At 67.0% G+C, this 17,772-nt stretch carries 14 protein-coding genes; all 14 read right to left on the reverse strand.

What is annotated here, in order from left to right; translation table 11 throughout:
- Positions 1–53: 53 nt before the first annotated feature.
- A complete protein-coding gene (gene htpX / locus HMPREF1478_RS08030; protein ID WP_016461580.1) occupies positions 54–929 on the reverse strand; it encodes a zinc metalloprotease HtpX in 876 nt (291 codons plus the stop codon).
- A gap of 181 nt (positions 930–1,110) precedes the next feature.
- Positions 1,111–2,622, reverse strand: coding sequence for an FAD-dependent oxidoreductase (locus HMPREF1478_RS08035; RefSeq protein ID WP_016461581.1), 1,512 nt, complete (start codon positions 2,620–2,622; stop codon positions 1,111–1,113).
- A 638-nt stretch (positions 2,623–3,260) separates the two neighbouring features.
- Positions 3,261–4,274, reverse strand: coding sequence for a polyprenyl synthetase family protein (locus HMPREF1478_RS08040; protein WP_016461582.1), 1,014 nt, complete (start codon positions 4,272–4,274; stop codon positions 3,261–3,263).
- The gene (nuoN, locus tag HMPREF1478_RS08045) at positions 4,271–5,824 is read right to left on the reverse strand and encodes an NADH-quinone oxidoreductase subunit NuoN (RefSeq protein WP_034475507.1); all 1,554 of its coding nucleotides are present in this window, start codon (positions 5,822–5,824) and stop codon (positions 4,271–4,273) included. Before nuoN ends, HMPREF1478_RS08040 begins: the two co-directional genes overlap by 4 nt.
- An 11-nt stretch (positions 5,825–5,835) precedes the next feature.
- The gene (locus HMPREF1478_RS08050; RefSeq protein WP_016461584.1) at positions 5,836–7,383 is read right to left on the reverse strand and encodes a complex I subunit 4 family protein; all 1,548 of its coding nucleotides are present in this window, start codon (positions 7,381–7,383) and stop codon (positions 5,836–5,838) included.
- Positions 7,384–7,408: 25 nt separating this feature from the next.
- Positions 7,409–9,385, reverse strand: a complete 1,977-nt coding sequence (nuoL, locus tag HMPREF1478_RS08055; RefSeq protein ID WP_016461585.1) for an NADH-quinone oxidoreductase subunit L — start codon at positions 9,383–9,385, stop codon at positions 7,409–7,411.
- Between the two features lie 15 nt (positions 9,386–9,400).
- Positions 9,401–9,700 (reverse strand): NADH-quinone oxidoreductase subunit NuoK, encoded by a 300-nt coding sequence (gene nuoK, locus HMPREF1478_RS08060; protein WP_016461586.1) that lies wholly within the window; start codon positions 9,698–9,700, stop codon positions 9,401–9,403.
- Positions 9,697–10,674: an NADH-quinone oxidoreductase subunit J gene (locus tag HMPREF1478_RS08065; RefSeq protein WP_016461587.1), complete on the reverse strand. Its 978-nt coding sequence runs from the start codon at positions 10,672–10,674 to the stop codon at positions 9,697–9,699. Before HMPREF1478_RS08065 ends, nuoK begins: the two co-directional genes overlap by 4 nt.
- Positions 10,674–11,324, reverse strand: a complete 651-nt coding sequence (gene nuoI / locus HMPREF1478_RS08070) for an NADH-quinone oxidoreductase subunit NuoI (protein WP_016461588.1) — start codon at positions 11,322–11,324, stop codon at positions 10,674–10,676. The genes HMPREF1478_RS08065 and nuoI overlap by 1 nt, the downstream gene beginning before the upstream one ends.
- Positions 11,317–12,645, reverse strand: a complete 1,329-nt coding sequence (gene nuoH, locus HMPREF1478_RS08075; protein WP_016461589.1) for an NADH-quinone oxidoreductase subunit NuoH — start codon at positions 12,643–12,645, stop codon at positions 11,317–11,319. Before nuoH ends, nuoI begins: the two co-directional genes overlap by 8 nt.
- Positions 12,642–15,203 (reverse strand): NADH-quinone oxidoreductase subunit G, encoded by a 2,562-nt coding sequence (locus tag HMPREF1478_RS08080; RefSeq protein ID WP_016461024.1) that lies wholly within the window; start codon positions 15,201–15,203, stop codon positions 12,642–12,644. The genes nuoH and HMPREF1478_RS08080 overlap by 4 nt, the downstream gene beginning before the upstream one ends.
- A complete protein-coding gene (gene nuoF / locus HMPREF1478_RS08085; RefSeq protein WP_016461023.1) occupies positions 15,200–16,504 on the reverse strand; it encodes an NADH-quinone oxidoreductase subunit NuoF in 1,305 nt (434 codons plus the stop codon). The genes HMPREF1478_RS08080 and nuoF overlap by 4 nt, the downstream gene beginning before the upstream one ends.
- Positions 16,501–17,211, reverse strand: a complete 711-nt coding sequence (nuoE, locus tag HMPREF1478_RS08090) for an NADH-quinone oxidoreductase subunit NuoE (RefSeq protein ID WP_016461022.1) — start codon at positions 17,209–17,211, stop codon at positions 16,501–16,503. Before nuoE ends, nuoF begins: the two co-directional genes overlap by 4 nt.
- Positions 17,208–17,772 (reverse strand): NADH-quinone oxidoreductase subunit D-related protein (locus HMPREF1478_RS08095; RefSeq protein WP_016461590.1); only part of this gene is annotated, 565 nt, incomplete at its 5' end. The genes nuoE and HMPREF1478_RS08095, both read right to left, overlap by 4 nt.

Consider the following 17,772-nt stretch of genomic DNA (forward strand, 5'->3'; position numbering starts at 1 on the left):
AGCAGAGGGCGGGCGGCCGGTCGAAACCGGCCGCCCGCCCTCTGCTCTATGCCTCAGTAGCCCGCAATCTTCTCCAGGCGCGCAATTCGCTCATCCATCGGCGGGTGCGTGGAAAACATACGCGTAAGAGACTCCCCACGGAACGGATTCGCAATCATCATCGCGGCCACGTTACGCGTCCGTGGAGTGTCCTCCATCGGGCGCCGATCCGTCGCCATCTCCAGCTTGCGCAAGGCCGAGGCGAGAGCCAGCGGATCCTGCGTCAGCATCGCACCGTCCTCGTCCGCGTCGAATTCACGCGTGCGCGACAGCGAGAACTGAATGAGCATGGATGCAATCGGGGCCAGCAGACTCATCGCGAGGAGGCCGACGACACCCACTCCCCCGTTCTCTCGACGATTCCCGCCGCCAAAGAACAGCAGCGTCTGCGCAATGGTCGTAATCACGCCACCCATGGCCGCCGCGACAGAAGTCGTCAGAATGTCGCGGTTGTACACGTGCATGAGCTCGTGACCGAGCACGCCGCGCAGCTCACGCTCATTGAGAATCGCCAGGATGCCCTCCGTACAGCACACCGCCGCGTTGTTCGGATTACGGCCCGTCGCAAACGCGTTCGGCGTCAGCGTGGGTGCGACCCAGATCGTCGGCATCGGCTGCTGGGCACGATCCGCCAGCTCCCGGACAATCGCGTAGAGCTCGGGCTGCTCCGACTCGCTCACCTGGTACGCGCCCATCGAGCGCAACGCAATCGTCGCGGAATTCCAGTACGAGAACGCCGTCTGGGCCAGCCCAATGGCGGCGAACACAACAATCCACACCATCCGACCCGTGCCCGAGGCGATGAGCGCGCCGATGGCGAGCAGCAGAGCCCACATACTCCCCAGCAGGAGGGTCGTCTTCAGACCGTTGTGATAGTTGCGGTGCACCATATGCGCGATCCTATGGGGGTTACCTGAGAAGCTCCTGAGAACCAGCCGAAGCTCCGATGGGAAGAAAGCCACCCGACCAGCAGGTACCGGACGCAGCGCGGCTCGCCACATCCTCGCTCCCCCATGCAACGAGGCCGCGACCGGGAAACCCGGCCACGGCCTCGTCCAGCTCAGGGACGCGTCAGTGACGGCGCCCCGGACCCGTGTAGTCGTCGAAGCGCTCGGGGGCGGTGGGCACACCCATCTCACCCATCTCACCGATGTGGTCCACCGTCTTGGGGTCCACCTGCGCGCCGCGCGAAATATCCGTCATGGCGCGACGCGAGACAACCTTGACGCGCTCGCGCGTGCCACGGCCGCCCGGAAGCTCGCCGTACGCCTCGCCCAGCGCCTGCTCGTACGCATCCAGGAGCTCCCAGCCCTCCCAGGTCGTGAACTCGACCCCACGGGACTCCAGGAGCGCCACCATGGCCTCGTGGCCCACCTCGGCGGTGTTCGCGTGCAGACGGCCCGCGCCCGCGTCCTCCACGAGGTGGGAGATCGTCTGCTGGGCGTCCGACTTCGTCGAACCGATGAGGCCGACGGGGCCGCGCTTAATCCAACCGGTCGCGTACACGCCCGGGATAACGGGCGCGGACTCGTCCTTCGTGGTCTCGCCCTCGATGACGCGACCCTCCACGTTCGGCACGACGCCGGCGCGCTTGTCGAAGGGCAGACCCGGGATCGGCGAGGAGTAGTAGCCCACCGCGCGGTACACCGCCTGCACGGGCCAGGTCGTGATGACGCCCGTGCCCGACACGCTTCCATCGCCGTTGAGCGCCGTGCGCTCGGTACGCAGGGCCTTCACGTGGCCGTTCTCGTCCGCGACGATCTCGACCGGGGCCTGGAACAGGTGGATGTGGATGCGACGCGAGGCCGTGTGCTCCTCCGGATCCGCCATCGCGTAGCTCGTCAGGGTCTTGACGACCTGACGCTGCTGGTTCGACGCGCGCAGCGCCTCCTCCGACCCCTCGTCGAAGTCGAAGTCCTCTTCCGAGACGATGACGTCAACGTCGGGCACCTTGCCCAGCTCGCGCAGCTCCAGCGGCGTGAACTTCACCTGCGCGGGACCGCGGCGGCCAAACACGTGCACGTCGGTGATCGGGTTCTCAGCCAGGGCCTCGGCGACGTTAGCCGGCACCTCCGTCTTGAGCATGTCCTCCGCGTGCTTCGCCAGCACGCGGGAGACGTCCAGCGCCACGTTGCCGACGCCCAGGACCGCGACCTCACGGGCCTTCAGCGGCCACGTACGCGGGTAATCCGGGTTGCCGTCATACCAGGACACGAAGTCGGCCGCACCGTAGGACTCGGGCAGATCCACGCCCGGGATGTCCAGCGGGTGATCACGGTCCGCGCCCGTCGCGATGATGATCGCGTCATAGTGGTCGCGCAGGTCGTCGATCGTCACGTCACGACCCACCTCAACGTTGCCGAGCAGACGGATGTCGCCACGCTGAAGGATCTTGTACAGCGCGACGATGATCTGCTTGATACGCGGGTGATCCGGCGCGACGCCGTAACGCACGAGACCGTAAGGCGCAGGAAGACGCTCAAACAGGTCGATATTCACCTCGAGCCCCGACTTGGACAGGATATCCGACGCGTAAATGCCAGCGGGACCAGCGCCAATAACGGCGACGTTGAGCGGTGCCAACCGAATTCTCCTTCTATGACCGCGCGCGAGTGCGCGCACCTGGGGTCTCAGTCTAGCGCCCCGATGCCAAGGGCAACCTTAGCTGAGACCCCTCACACACCTCAAGGCGCGTCCGCACATACGACGAGGCCCGGGCCCACGTACGAGGCCGATCCTCCACGTACGAGGCCGGGGCGTCTCCCCCAACGAGGCCTTGGCATGTTCGGTTCAGAGGCAACCTGAACGCCACTCTCCCAAAAGTCGCATGCAATTCGACTGACCGAACTTTTCTCACCACCCAGAAACGTTGGAATTGCAACGACACTCTTTCAATACATAAAAGGTTGACAGGGAAATTTCATGCGACATTGTTGGGAAACCATGACGATGCCCCATACAAGATCCGACCAAGACCGGGACAGGTCGTGAGTGCACCCGTTAAGGGGCAGTGCACCCGATAAGGGGCAGTGCACCCGATAAGGGGCAGTGCACCCGATCAGAAAGGGTGCATTGCCTACGGATCGGGTGCACGACCCCCGTCATGAGCTCGCGGACCAGCCCGACTGGAGGTGGACCCGACAGGCGCCGGGCGCGCATACAACGAGGCCGGGACCAGCCGCGCTCGCACGCGCAGCTGGCCCCGGCCTCGTCAACGTTGATCAGACCAAGCGATCCACCATCAGGTTCGCAAACGCCTCCAGCGCGGTCTTCGCCTCGCCCTTGGGCAGCGGTGCCAGCGCGGCGACCGCCTCATCGGCCCACGTGCGCGCCAACTGACGCGTCTCCTCGAGCACGTCATGACTGCGCAGCTGCTCGACCACCGACGCCAGGGCCTCGTCCGACGACAGGTCCCCCGTCAGCTCGCGCAGGATGCGCGCGCCGACCTCGTCGATCGTTCCGGCCGCCTCACGGCGACGCAGCAGGAGAACGGGCAGCGTATCCACGCCCTCGCGCAGATCCGTGCCGGGCGTCTTACCCGACTGCTCGCCCGACGACGCCAAATCCAGCACGTCGTCGGCGATCTGGAAGGCGACGCCCACCTTCTCACCGAAGTCGCTCACGACGTCGGCCACCAGGTGGCCGGCGCCCGACAGGAGCGCACCGAAGGACGCGGCGGTCGACACGAGCGAACCCGTCTTATCCGCCAAGACCTGAATGTAGAAATCGACGCGATCCGCGCCATCCGTCGGACCGAAGGTCTCGTTCAGCTGACCCTCGCACAGGCGCTCGAACGTGCGCGCGTGGTGAGCAACCATCTCCGGGCCCAGCGACGCCACCAACAGCGACGCGCGGGCAAACAGGATGTCGCCAGCCAGAATCGCGCGATTGTTCCCCCACAGGTGCTGCGCCGAGGGCACACCACGACGGGTGGGAGCCGAATCCATGACGTCGTCGTGATACAGGGACGCCAGATGGGTCAGCTCGACCGCCGTCGCAGCCGTAATGACCTGGTCGTCCAACGCGCGCTCGGGATCGCCCAGCTGCGCGCACACGAGGGTCAGCAGCGGACGCATCCGCTTGCCACCCGCGACCGCGAGGTGACGCGTCAGCTCATCCGTCAGATCACGGGAGGACGACACGGCGTCGAGGAGACGACGCTCGACGACCTCGAGCCCCGGGGTAATACGGGACTCGAGGTCGGGAACATGAAGATCGGGTGTTTGAGCACTCACGGAATCAGTATGACGATCTTTTCCAGCAGACTCAACACGGGACCGGGGAAGACGCCCAGGGCGAGCGTTCCGAGCACGCACACGATGATCGCCAGAGCGGACAGGCCCTCCGACTTGACCACGACGGACTCCTCACCGGGTTCGGTGAAGAACATCAGGCGCACGAGGCGGAAGTAGTAGAACGCGGTGATCGCCGAGGCCACGAGGCCCACGATCGCGAGCCAGCCGATGCCGCCCTTGATCGCGTCGGAGAAAATCACGAACTTACCAACGAAACCGCCCGTCAGCGGGATGCCCGCGAACGAGAGCAGGAAGACCAGCATCGCACCCGCAATCCACGGGTTGGTGCGGCCAATGCCCGCCCACTTGCGCAGGCTCGTCGCCTCGCCCAGGACGTTGCCATCCGCATCGCGGCCGCGCACCAGCGAGACCACCGCGAAGGCGCCGACCGTCGCCAGGCCGTAACCGAGCGTGTAGAACAACACATGGCCCGTGCCGCCCTTCTGGATCGCGAGGATACCCATCAGGATGAAGCCCGCGTGAGCGATCGACGAGTAGGCCAGCATGCGCTTGACGTCGTCCTGCACGAGGCCGGCGAAGGTACCGACGACGATCGTCAGGACCGCGATCGCCGCGAAGACGTACAGGTAGTCCCACTGCAGGTAGGCGGCGACAGCCTGGTAGAAGCGGGCCATCGCGGCGAAGGCAGCGATCTTCACGGCCGCGGCCATGAAGCCCGTCACCGGGGTCGGGGCACCCGTGTAGACGTCGGGCGTCCACGCGTGGAAGGGCGCGGCGCCCACCTTGAACAGCAGGCCAACCATCACGCAGAACACGCCGACGAGGACCATCCAGTCCATGTTCGTGTTCGTCGAGATGGCCTGACCCAGCTCCGAGATGCGCAGCGAGTTGGAGAAACCGAAGAGGAACGCCGAGCCCATCAGCATGAAGCCCGAGGAGAAGGCACCCAGCACGAAGTACTTGAGGGCCGCCTCGTAGGACAGCTGACGGCGACGACGCGCGGTCGCGGCCATGATGTACAGGGGCAGCGACATGACCTCAAGGGCCACGAAGAGCGTCACGAAGTTGTCCGCCGCGGGGAAGATCATCATGCCGCCCAGCGAGAACAGGGTCAGCGGGAACATCTCGGAGCGCTGGTAGCCCTTGCGCTCCGACAGCTCCTCGGCAGCCGAGTCCGGGCGATCCGAGGGCTGACCGGCGAACGCGCCGTCACCGACGGTCGTGCGGTCGGCCATCACCAGGACGGCGAGGAAGCCGATGATGACGAGCACCGACTGGGCACCGATCGTCAGCGGGTCCTCGATGTACTCCCCCAGCGAGGCCGGGGCGGCCACGACGGGAGCCCAGCGCAGCGCGAGCATGACGCAGGCGCCGGCGGTGGCCAGGATCGACAGGCCGATCACGATGGGACGGCGAGCCTTCGCCGGGGCGAAAGCCTCAACGAGGATGCCGAGGACCGCGCCGCCGAGCACGATGAGGATCGGCGCGAGGCTCAGCCACGGAACCTCGGGGGCCTGGAAGTTAGCCATGGGTAGGACGTTCACTGTGCGCTCCCTTCAACGGCGGCCGGGACCTGCGAGTTGGTCAGGTCGAGGTCTGAAGCAACCGGGGTCAGGGCGCTCACGAGGGGCGCCGACCAGATACCAAGGATGAGCATCGCGGCCACGAGCGGCACCATGACGCCGCGCTCGCGAGCGCCCAGGTCCGCCAGGTCCTCCTTGCCCTTGCCGGGCGCGCCGGTGAAGACGCGCTGGTAGGGCATGAGCACGTACATGGCGGCGATGACGACGCCGAGGACCGCGAAGAGCGCCAGCGCGCTGTTCACCGACCAGGTGCCCATGAGCACGAGGTACTCGGGGACGAAGCCGGACAGGCCGGGCAGCGCGATGGAGGCGAGGCCACTCAGGAGCCACAGGCCCGCGAGCACCGGGGTCACGCGCTGCATGCCCACGTACTCGCGCATGTCCTGCGTGCCACCGCGGCGCGAGAGCCAGCCGGAGAGCAGGAACATCGCGGCGATCGACACACCGTGGGCGACCATGTAGAACATGGCGCCGACGAGCGCGATCTGCGTGCCGATGAAGATGCCCAGGACCATGAAGCCGAAGTGCGACACCGACGTGTAGGACACGAGGCGCATGATGTCGTTCTGGCCGTTCGCCGCAAGGCCACCCCACAGGATGGAGATGACGGCGAGGATGCACATGACCCACTTGGCGGACACGGCCGCGCCGGGGGTGAGCTGCAGGCACAGGGTGATCATGCCGAAGGTGCCGATCTTGTCCAGGACGCCGACCAGCAGCACCGAGGTGCCGGGGCGGGCGACGGCGGCCGTGTCGGGCAGCCACGTGTGCACCGGGACCATGGGCGCCTTGATCGCGAACGCAACCATGAAGGTCACGAAGACGATCATCTGGATGACGAGCGGGGCGCTCGGCAGGATCTGGGCGAGCGTATCGATGCGGAAGAACGTCGACACGTCCTGCGCTGCCTGCGAGCCCATCGCCCACAGGTAGAGGATGCCACCGAGCATCACCAGTCCGCCGAACAGCGAGTACAGCAGGAACTTCATGGCGGCCTTGTGGCGGGCGGCCTCGTCACCGACGCCGTAGCGTCCGATCATGAGGTACAGCGGCACGAGCATCGCCTCGAAGGCGAAGTAGAAGACCGTCAGGTCGTAGGCCGCGAAGATGACGACCATGAACGCCTCGAGGGCCAGGACCAGCGCCGGGTAGGCGCCGCGGTCCGCAGCATCGTCCTCGTCCCAGCCCGCGATGAGCACGAGCGGCACGAGGCCGAGCGCCAGCAGGACCATGACGAGGCCCAGGGAGGTGACGCTCAGCGACCAGGTGATGCCGATCTGGGGGATCCACAGGTGGGACTCGTACACCTGGTACGAGGCCGGGGCGGACCAGTCGAACACGGAGGCGGCGACGTACACGCCGAGCGCGAGCTCGACGAGTGCGATCACCAGGGCGATGACGCGCCCGGCGGCGCGCCTCAGGGGCGGGACGAAGCCGAGGAGGGCCGCGCCCGCAGCCGGAACGGCCACGAGGACGGACAGCCACGGGAAGTTAGCAGCAACCATTGCACTTTCCATTGTCGTGTACCCCTTACAGCCTGAATCCGAGGACGATGGCCAGGGCGAGGATGACGCCACCCAGGATGTAGGCAGCGTACGTGCGCACGAGGCCGTTCTGGGTGATGCCGACGATGCGTCCGAGCAGCTGCGAGCCGACGCCGAGGCCGTTCAGCGCACCGTCGATGGCGCTCGCATCGCCGACGGTCGCGACGGTGACGAGGCCCTTGGCGGGCATCATGAACAGGGTCTCGTTGACGGTGTCCTGGTAGAGGTCGCGGCGCGCGGCCTCGGTCAGGGCGTTGCCTGCGGGGACGGAGGTGGGAACCTCGTCGCGTCCGTACTTCATCCACGCGATAACCGCGCCGAGGATGACGAGGGCGAGGGTGGCTCCCTGAATGACGTACTCATTGAGGACGGGGTCATTGTGCGTGACGTGACCGATCGAGGGGACCAGCCACTCGGTGAAGGTGTTCCCCACGGAGAGGGCGCCACCGAGGACGACCGCGCCGATGGCGAGGATGATCATGGGGACCGTCATGAGGGCACCGGACTCGTGCGGGTGCACGGGCGCGCCCTCGGCCTCGGTGGTCCAGCGGGCCTTGCCGTGGAACGTCATGAAGAAGAGTCGCGACATGTAGAACGCGGTGATGCCCGCGCCGATCAGCGCGACGGGGCCGTAGACCCAACCGGCCCACAGGGCCGTGGTGCCGCCGAAGCTGTCGGCGCTGAAGGCGGCCTCGATGATCTTGTCCTTCGACCAGTAGCCGGAGAACGGCGGAACACCGAGGATGGCGAGCCAGCCCATCATGAACGTCAGCCACGTGACCTTCATGGCGCCGCGCAGGGCGCCGAAGCGACGCATATTCACCTGGTCGCCCATGCCGTGCATGACGGAACCGGCGCCCAGGAACATGAGGGCCTTGAAGAAGCCGTGGGTGAAGAGGTGGAAGATCGAGAACGCCCAGCCGATGGGGCCCAGGCCCGCACCCAGCATCATGTAGCCGATCTGGCTCATGGTGGAGGCGGCGAGGACCTTCTTCATGTCGTCCTTCGCGCAACCGACGATCGCGCCGAAGAGGAGCGTGATCGCACCGATGATGGCGACCGCGGTCGCGGCGACGGGGGCCGCGAGGAAGACGTCGCCGGAACGGATGATCAGGTAGACGCCGGCGGTGACCATCGTGGCCGCGTGAATGAGCGCGGAGACGGGGGTCGGGCCAGCCATGGCGTCACCCAGCCACGCCTGCAGCGGGAACTGCGCGGACTTACCGCAGGCGGCCACCAGCAGGAAGATACCGATGACGGTCGCGGACGCCGTGGGGATGGAAGCGACCTGGGTGGAGACCACGGAGAAGGACACCGAGTGGAAGGAGGCGACCATCGCCATCATGGCGATCAGCATGCCCATGTCGCCGACACGGTTCATGACGAACGCCTTCTTGGCGGCCACCGCGTTCGCGGGGACGTGGTTCCAGAAGCCGATCAGCAGGTAGGACGCCAGGCCCACGCCTTCCCAACCGGCGAACAGGCCAGCGTAGGAGTCCGCGAGAACCAGGGTCAGCATCGCCGCGATGAAGAAGTTCAGGTAGGCGAAGAAACGGCGGCGAGCCTCGTCGTGCTCCATGTAGGCAATCGCGTACACGTGGATGAGCGAACCGACGAAGGTCACCAGAATGACGAAGGTGATCGAGAGCGGGTCCACGAGGAGACCGAAGTCGACGGTGAAGTCACCGGCGGGAATCCAGGTGAACAGCGTCTCGCCGAAGCGGCGCGCGCCCACGGGGGCATTCCACATCTGGGCGGCGATCGCCGCACCAACCGCGAAAGTCGACCAGGATGCGAGGGTCGCCAGCAGGTGGCCCCACTTGTCCGAGACGCGGCCCAGCAGCAGGAGCAGGCCCGCGCTGGCCAGCGGAATGAGGATGAGCAGCCACGCGTAGGCGGCGACTCCAGTGGCGGCGACCATATCGGGGACGCCGGTAGCCTGTGTGGAAATGAAGGTGGTCATGAGTTACGTCCTCCCTCAGTTCTTCAGCAGGTTGAGATCGTCCATGCTCGTGGTCGAGCGGGAACGATAGATGGACACGATGATCGACAGGCCGACGACGACTTCGGCGGCCGCGACGACCATGACGAAGAACGCCATGATCTCGCCGTCAACGTTGGAGTGAATGCGCGCAAACGTCACGAGGACGAGGTTCGCGGCGTTGAGCATCATTTCGACGCCCATGAGCGCGATGACAGCGCTGCGGCGCACGAGGACCGTGGTCGCACCGATGGCGAACAGCACACCCGCAAGGATGAGGTACCAGGCGAGGCTCACTTGCTCTCCTCCTTCTTCTCAATGGGGGTGGTGGTGCGCGCCTTGCGGGCCCGAGGCTGGGCCAGTCCGGTGGGCGCGGCGGCGCCGGGCATCCCGAAGGAGCCGGAGCGCGGGACGTCGGGCGTGCGCCCGATGGTGTAGGGCGACTCGTCGAGAGAGTCGGTCGCCGCGGTCTCAGTGCGAGCGAGCGCGAGCTGCTCGGAGACCTCGGGGGTGACCTCGCCGATCGTGCGGGTCAGGCCGCGCACGCGCAGGACGCGGGGCACCGACTCCTCGACCGGGCCGAGGGTCTCGCCCGAGATGGCGGGCACATCGGCCGCGTTCGACTGGGCGTAGACACCGGGGGCGGGCAGCTGGCCGATACGAGAACCCTTTTCGCCGAAGGCGCGCATCTTGTTACGCGCCGTCTCGTACTGATCGGCCTTCGGGGCGAGGCGATCCGAGTGGGTCAGCAGCATCGCACCGACGGCGGCCGTGATCAGCAGCGCGCCGGCGAGCTCCATGCTCAGCCAGTGCTCCTGGAACAGCGTGATCGCCAGGTCGGTGATCGGCTGGTTGGAGTAGGGGTCAACCTCGTCGGCTTTGTGCGGCGTGGGAACGGACTTCAGGATCGCGGTCGCAACGATGACGATCAGTCCGAGGCCACCGAGCACGGCCGAGACGATGGCGCCGCGGCTCTGGCGGGCGTAGTCGTCGGAGGTGCCGATGCCGATCAGCATGATGACGAAGAGGAACAGCATCATGATCGCGCCGGTGTACACGACGATCTGCGCCACGCCCAGGAAGGGGGCGCTATTCGCGATGTACAGGACGGCCAGGCCGAGCATGACGCCGACCATGCAGATGACCGAGTGCGCGGCCTTCTTGAAGAAGAGGACACCCAGAGCGCAGGCGACCATCACGATGGCCGTGCATGCGAAGAGGATGATCTCCCCCGTTGACCCCATCATGGGCCAACCGTTGGACAGGTTCATCAGTGTGCCTCCTCGGCGACTCGTACCGTCTTGAGGGAGGGGTCGTCGGGGCGGCGGCTCGCGACCCAGTCAACCTGGGCGGCGGTGGGGCCGGTGACTTCCCCGCGGTAGTAGTCGATGTCGTTCTTACCCTCGACCATGGGGTGGGGCGCTGCGAGCATGCCATCGGAGAGCGGGACCAGGAGGTCTTCCTTCTCGTAGATGTCGTCCTCGCGGGTGTACTTGGCGATTTCGAAGTCGTTCGTCATCGTCAGGGCGCGCGTGGGGCACGCCTCGATGCACATGCCGCAGAAGATGCAGCGCAGGTAGTTGATCTGGTAGACGCGGCCGTAGCGCTCGCCCGCCGAGTACTGCTCCTCGGGCGTGTTGGATGCGGCCTCGACGAAAATCGCGTCAGCGGGGCACGCCCAGGCGCACAGCTCGCAGCCGACGCACTTTTCCAGGCCGTCGGCGTAGCGGTTGAGCTGGTGGCGTCCGTGGAAGCGGGGCATGACGCGCGCGGGTTCGCGCGGGTACTGCTCGGTGACGGTGGGCCGGAAGAAGGAAGCCATGGTGACTCCGTAGCCGGCCATAGGCGCGACGAACTGGGCGAACGCACCCTTGGGGTCATGCTCGAAGAGCATTTCCTCGTCGGTGGTCTTCTCACTCATCGGTGGACTCCTTCGGGCTGTCGATTGCCGAGGCCGGGGCCAGTTCGCCCTCAATGGTGGCGAGGCCGCGCGGCGAGGCAACGGGGGTCTGTCCGGGCAGCGGCGGGACGGGGAAGCCATCCTCGAAGCCCGTGTATTCGCGCTCGGATGCGGGGATTTCCTCGGGCTCGGGCTTGTCCGTCAGCCAGATGATGCCCAGGGCGATCACGAAGATGACGCCCACGCCTCCGAAGAGGATGTGGTTGGGCAGCGCCACGAACTGGGTGATGCCGCGCACGAGGGCGACGAGCACGAGCCAGCCCAGGGCGATGGGCATGAGGCGCTTCCACCCGAGGTTCATGAACTGGTCGTAGCGGAAGCGCAGCAGCGTGGCGCGCGTCCAGATCAGCAGGAACATGAAGAACCAGATCTTCAGGAAGAACCAGAGCATGCCCCACCAGCCGGAGTTGAGGAACTCGACGTGGGAGAGCGGCCACGGGGCGTGCCAGCCGCCGAAGAACATCGTGGTGGCCACGGCCGAGACGTTGAGCATGTTGACGTACTCGGACAGGTAGTACCAGCCGAACTTCATCGACGAGTACTCGGTCATGTGGCCGGCGACGATCTCGCCCTCGGCCTCGGGGAGGTCGAAGGGAAGACGGTTGACTTCACCGGTGGCGCTGATGCAGTAGATGACGAACGCGGGGAACAGGGTGAATGCCCACCAGAACTGTCCCTGAGCGGCCACGATCTGCGAGGTGGACATGGAGCCCGACATGAGGAACACGCTCACGAGGGACAGGCCCATGGCCAGCTCGTAGGAGATGACCTGCGCGGAGGAACGCACGGCGCCGTACAGGGGCAGGGTCGAGCGGGTCGACCAGCCACCGAGGACGATGCCGTACAGGCCCAGCGAGGCGATCGCCAGGATGTACAGGGAGGCGACGGGCATGTCGGCGAGCTGCAGCGGCGTCGAGTGGCCGAAGATCGTCACGTTCGGGCCCATCGGAATGACCGCGTAGACGCTGAACGCCGCGAAAGCCGCGATGGCGGGAGCCAGGAAGTACAGGAAACGCTCGGCCCGGCGGGTCCACATGTCCTCCTTGAAGAGGAGCTTGCCCGCGTCGGCGAACGCCTGGAACAGGCCGAGGGGGCCCGCGACGTTCGGGCCGGGACGCGTCTGCATGCGGCCCAGGCCTCGGCGCTCGACCCACAGGGCGAGGAGCACGTTGGCGATCAGGAAGACGATGATGAACACGGCCTTGATGAGGCTGAGCCACCAGGTTTCCTGGCTAAAGTCCGCGGCGGTGTATTCCGGGACTGCGAAGGGTGCGAGTGTCATCGTGCCACCTCCTGCGTGGCGCGCAGGGTCGCGACGGTGCCGACACCGCCGAGGTTTTCGTGAATAACGGAGCCGGTCGAGCACTCGGGCACCCACGCGACGGAGTCGGGCAGGTCCGCGATGGCGGCCGGGAGGGTGATCGTGCCTCGCTCGGTCTCGAGCGTCGCGTCCGCGCCGGGGGCGATACCCGCGGCAGCGAGCGTGGCGGCCGAGGCCAGGAGGACGGGGCGACGGGCCGAACCGGCCAGCCACGGGGCGCCATCCTGGAGACGACCGGCGTCGATCATCGGCTTGTGGGAGGCCAGAACGACCTCGCCCTTGCCGGCGACAACGGGAGCCTCGGGCGAGACCGGAGCGAAGGCCTGCGGGGCGCCATCCCACTCCATGAGGGGGTTAACTTCCTCGTACAGGTCAGCCAGGGCGGTGATACCCAGGTCGAGGTCGAACTCTTCGGTGAGGCGCACGAGCACGTCGCGGTCCGTGAGGGACGTTGCCGAGCGGGCCTGGCCGAAGGGACGCAGGCGGCCTTCCCAGTTGATGTAGGTGCCGTTCTTCTCGACCGCGGGGGCCACCGGCAGGACGACGTCCGCGCGCTCGGTGATCTCCGAGGCACGAACCTCGAGCGACACGAGGAAGGGAACCTCGTCGAGGGCTTCGCGCACGGCGGCCGGCTCGTCGAAGTCACGCACGTCGACGCCGCCGACGACGAGAGCCGCAAGCTCACCGGAGGCGGCGGCCTCGATCATCTGCTCGGCGTCGAGGCCGCGCTCGGGAAGCTCGCCCCAACCCAGGGACTGCTCCCCGGCCTCGTCGATGCCGCGGCCGAAGGGAAGCAGACCCGGGAGGAGGCCGGCCTCGACGGCGGCGCGGTCACCGGCGCGACGCGGGACCCATGCGAGGCGGGCGCCCGTGCGCTCGGCCAGAGCGACGACGGCGGAGAGCAGGCCGGGGGTCTGCGCGGCGCGCTCGCCCACGAGGACGATGCCACCGGAGAGGGCATCCGCGAGATCCGCGTAGGCACCGCCAGCGGCGATCGCGTCGAGAACGCCGGGCTCGGAGCCGGGGGCGGCGTGCAGGACCTGGGCGTTCATCTTGCGCGAACCGTTGGAGGTGAAGGGCGCGACCGTGGCGACCTTCAGGCCCGACTTACGGGTGCCCTTGCGCAGGCGCAGGAACATCGCGCCGCACTCGTCCTCGGGCTCGAGGGCGACCAGCAGGACCTGACCGGCGTGCTCCAGATCGGAGTACGTGACATCGAGGCCGGAGCCCGCCACGTAGGAGGCCAGGAACGAACGCTCTTCCTCGCTGGCGCGACGCGAACGGAAGTCGATCGAGTCGGAACCGACGACGGTGCGCGCGAACTTCGACCAGGCCCAGGCATCCTCGAAGGTGAGGTGGCCGCCGGGCAGGAAGCCCACGGACGAACCAGCCTGCTCGAGGCCCTCACGGACGCGGTCAAGCGCGTCGGACCAGGAGGTGGGAACCAGCTTGCCATCCTCGCGCACGAGCGGGTAGGTCAGGCGATCGACCTTGTCCCATTCGAAGGCGAAGCGGTCCTTATCGGTGATCCACTCTTCGTTAACCTCGGGGTCGTTGCCGCTCATGCGACGCACGACCTCGCCGCGGCGCACGTCCTGGCGGATCGCGGAGCCCGACGCGTCGTGCTCGGTCACGGCGGCCGTCGACACGAGGTCGAAGGGACGCGCGCGGAAGCGGTAGGACGCGGCGGTCAGAGCGCCGACGGGGCAAATCTGAATGATGTTGCCCGAGAAGTAGGAGGCGAAGGCACGGCCCGAGACGTCGCGCTCAGCGACGGAGAGCTCGCCCTCGTTGAGCGAACCGACGATCGCATCTGTGCCGAACGGCGACGACAGGGACGAGGTCGCGGCGTCCTTGGCCTTCGGGTCGAAGAAGTCGAGCGTGGTCGTGTCAAAGCCGCCGACCTGCTCGCCCATGAAGTAGTGGTGCTCCGTGGGGGCGGTGCCGCCGCCTCGGCCCTGCAGGTCCATGAACACGTCGCCCGAGATTTCCTTGCCGAAGCGCACGCAGCGCTGGCACAGGATGCAGCGCTCACGATCCAGCAGGATCTGGGAGGTCAGGCGCAGCGGCTTCTTGAAGGTGCGCTTGGCGTCCGTGAAGCGGGACTTGCCGCGCCCCTCGGTGAGCGCCTGGTTCTGCAGGGGGCACTCGCCGCCCTTGTCGCAGACGGGGCAGTCCAGCGGGTGGTTGATGAGCAGGAACTCCATGACGCCGCGCTGGGCGCGGTCCACCACCTCGGAGGTGTGCTGGGTCTTGACGACCATGCCCGGGGTGACGGTCTGCGCACACGAGGGCTGGGGCTTGGGCATGAAGCGCAGCTCGCCCGTGTTGCGGTCGGGCATGCCGACCTCCACGAGGCACTGGCGGCATGCGGCCACGGGGGCCAGCAGCGGGTGGTCGCAGAAACGCGGGATCCGGATGCCGGCCTGCTCGGCCGCGCGGATCACGAGCGTGCCCTGGGGGACAGAAACCTGAACGTCGTCGATGGTGACGTCGATCATGTTGGGTGCGTCGCTCATCGGCCACCTCCTCGCGCGTAGTTAGCGGACGCCTCGTAGGGGAAAAGCTCGCGGGCGGGCGTGGTCAGCCCGGCCTCGAACTCGTCGCGGAAGCGCTTGATGCCCGACATGATCGGGGTTGCTGCGGCGTCGCCCAGCGGGCAGAAGCTACGGCCCGCAATGTTGTGTGCGATCTCGTCGAGCAGGTCGACGTCGCCGGGACGGCCCTCGCCTCGCTCGAGACGCAGCATGATTTGCTTCATCCAGTAGGTGCCTTCGCGACAGGGCGTGCACTTACCGCAGGACTCGTGCTGGTAGAACTCGGACCAGCGGGTGATGACGCGAACGACCGAAACCGTCTCGTCGAACACCTGCAGGGCGCGCGTACCCAGCATCGAACCGGCAGCGCCCACGGACTCGTAGTCCAGGGGCGTGTCCAGCTCGTCTTCGGTGAAGATCGGGGTGGAGGAACCGCCGGGGGTCCAGAACTTCAGCTCGTGGCCGTCGCGGATGCCGCCCGCCATCTCGATGAGCTCGCGCATCGTGATGCCGAAGGGGGCCTCGAACTGGCCGGGGTTGTTCACGTGACCCGACACGGAGAAGATGCCGTGGCCCTTGGACTTTTCGGTGCCCATGGACGCGAACCACTCGGGGGAGTTGCGGAAGATGCCCGCAACCTGAGAGATGGTCTCGACGTTGTTGACGACCGTGGGACGGGCGTACAGACCGGCGACCGCGGGGAACGGGGGCTTGAGGCGCGGGTGGCCTCGACGACCCTCGAGGGAGTCCAGCAGGGCCGTCTCCTCACCGCAGATGTAGGCGCCAGCACCCGCGTGGGCGGTAATGCGCAGGTCGCCGAGCACGCCGGACTCGGTCGCCTCGCGCACGGCCTGTAGCAGACGACGGTACACGTGGGTGACCTCGCCGCGCAGGTAGACGAACGCGTGGTCGCAGCCGATCGCACGCGACGTGATCGCGATGCCCTCAATGAGGACGTGCGGGTTGCCCATGATCAGCGGGATGTCCTTGCAGGTGCCCGGTTCGGACTCGTCGGCATTCACCACGAGGTAGCGGGGGCCGCCGTCAGCCGGGGGCAGGAAGGACCACTTGAGGCCGGTCGGGAAGCCTGCGCCACCACGGCCTCGCAGGCCGGAATCCTTCACGACCTGCACGATCTCAGCGGGTTCCATGGTCCGGGCCTTTTCGAGGCCCTGGTAGCCACCGCGAGCCCGGTAGGAGTCCAGCGTCCAGGAACGATCCTCTCCCCACCCGTTGGTGAGGATCGGGGTCAGCGGTCCGGGCGCAACGTATGCGGTACTCACTTCGCCTCTTCTCCCTTCGTGTCAGCGGCCTCGTCGGCGACCTCCACGGCGACCGGCTCGGTCCAGCCCTTCGCCGCTGCGATCTCTCGGCCCAGCAGCGTGGAGCGGCCCGCAGAGGGGCCCTCGTCCTCGTGGCCATCCAGGAAGCCGGCCAGGACGCGCTCGTTCTCCTTGAACGTGGGGGCCACGACGGGACCGCGCGTCGGGTGAATGTCGCGACCAGCCTGGATGTCATCGATCATGGCCAGCGCCGACTCAGGGCTCTGGTTGTCGAAGAATTCCCAGTTGACCATGACGACGGGCGCGTAATCGCACGCCGCGTTGCACTCGATGCGCTCGAGCGTGATCTTTCCGTCTTCGCTGGTCTCATCGCTGCCGACGCCGACCTTCTTGGAGACCTTTTCCCAGATCTCGTCGCCGCCCATGACGGCGCACAGCGCGTTCGTGCACACGCCCACCAGGTAGTCGCCGGTGGGGTGGCGCTTGTACTGCGTGTAGAAGGTCGCGACGGCGCTGATCTCTGCGCGAGGCAGGTCCAGCGTGGCGGCGATGAAGTCGATGCCGTCGGGGCTGACGTAGCCGTCAACGGACTGGATCAGGTGCAGCATCGGCAGCAGCGCGGAACGCGAGTGACCGTCCGGGTAGCGGGCGATGATCTGCGCGGCGTCCGCCTGCAGGCGTGCCAGGGTGTCGGGTGTGTAGCTCATCGGTCAACGCCTCCGAGAACGGGGTCGATAGCGGCCAGTGCGACGACCACGTCGGCCAGCTGGCCGCCTTCGGTCATCATGGCCAGCGCTTGCAGGTTGGCGAAGGAGGGGTCGCGGAAGTGCGCGCGGAACGGGCGCGTGCCACCGTCGGAGACGAGGTGAACGCCCAGGATGCCCTTCGCGTGCTCGACGGTCTGGTAGACCTGGCCGGCGGGCACGTGGAAGCCCTCCGTGACGAGCTTGAAGTGGTGGATGAGGGACTCCATGGACTCCCCCATGATCTCGCGGACGTGCTCGGCCGAGTTGCCCTGGCCGTCCGTGGCGACCGCCAGGCGAGCGGGCCAGGCGATCTCCGGGTCGGCGACCATGGTGGGCGCGCCGTCGCACTGGTCCAGCCTGTCGAGCACCTGCCAGATGATGCGCATGGACTCGTAGCACTCGTCGAAGCGAACCATCGTGCGGTTGTAGACGTCGGACTTGTCGCGGGTGGGAATATCGAACTCGAAGTTCTCGTAGCCGCAGTAGGGCTGGCTCTTGCGCAGGTCCAGGGGCAGGCCGGCG

Origin of the sequence: Actinomyces sp. HPA0247 (assembly GCA_000411415.1) — a bacterium.
Classification (GTDB): Bacteria; Actinomycetota; Actinomycetes; order Actinomycetales; family Actinomycetaceae; genus Pauljensenia.

Coding starts and splice junctions, on each gene's coding strand:
- HMPREF1478_RS08050 (WP_016461584.1), bottom strand. CDS start 7,383: ATGGTTGCTGCTAACTTCCCGTGGCTGTCCGTCCTCGTGGCCGTTCCG.
- nuoN (WP_034475507.1), bottom strand. CDS start 5,824: ATGGCTAACTTCCAGGCCCCCGAGGTTCCGTGGCTGAGCCTCGCGCCG.
- nuoH (WP_016461589.1), bottom strand. CDS start 12,645: ATGACACTCGCACCCTTCGCAGTCCCGGAATACACCGCCGCGGACTTT.
- HMPREF1478_RS08065 (WP_016461587.1), bottom strand. CDS start 10,674: ATGAACCTGTCCAACGGTTGGCCCATGATGGGGTCAACGGGGGAGATC.
- HMPREF1478_RS08080 (WP_016461024.1), bottom strand. CDS start 15,203: ATGAGCGACGCACCCAACATGATCGACGTCACCATCGACGACGTTCAG.
- nuoE (WP_016461022.1), bottom strand. CDS start 17,211: ATGAGCTACACACCCGACACCCTGGCACGCCTGCAGGCGGACGCCGCG.
- nuoL (WP_016461585.1), bottom strand. CDS start 9,385: ATGACCACCTTCATTTCCACACAGGCTACCGGCGTCCCCGATATGGTC.
- nuoI (WP_016461588.1), bottom strand. CDS start 11,324: ATGAGTGAGAAGACCACCGACGAGGAAATGCTCTTCGAGCATGACCCC.
- htpX (WP_016461580.1), bottom strand. CDS start 929: ATGGTGCACCGCAACTATCACAACGGTCTGAAGACGACCCTCCTGCTG.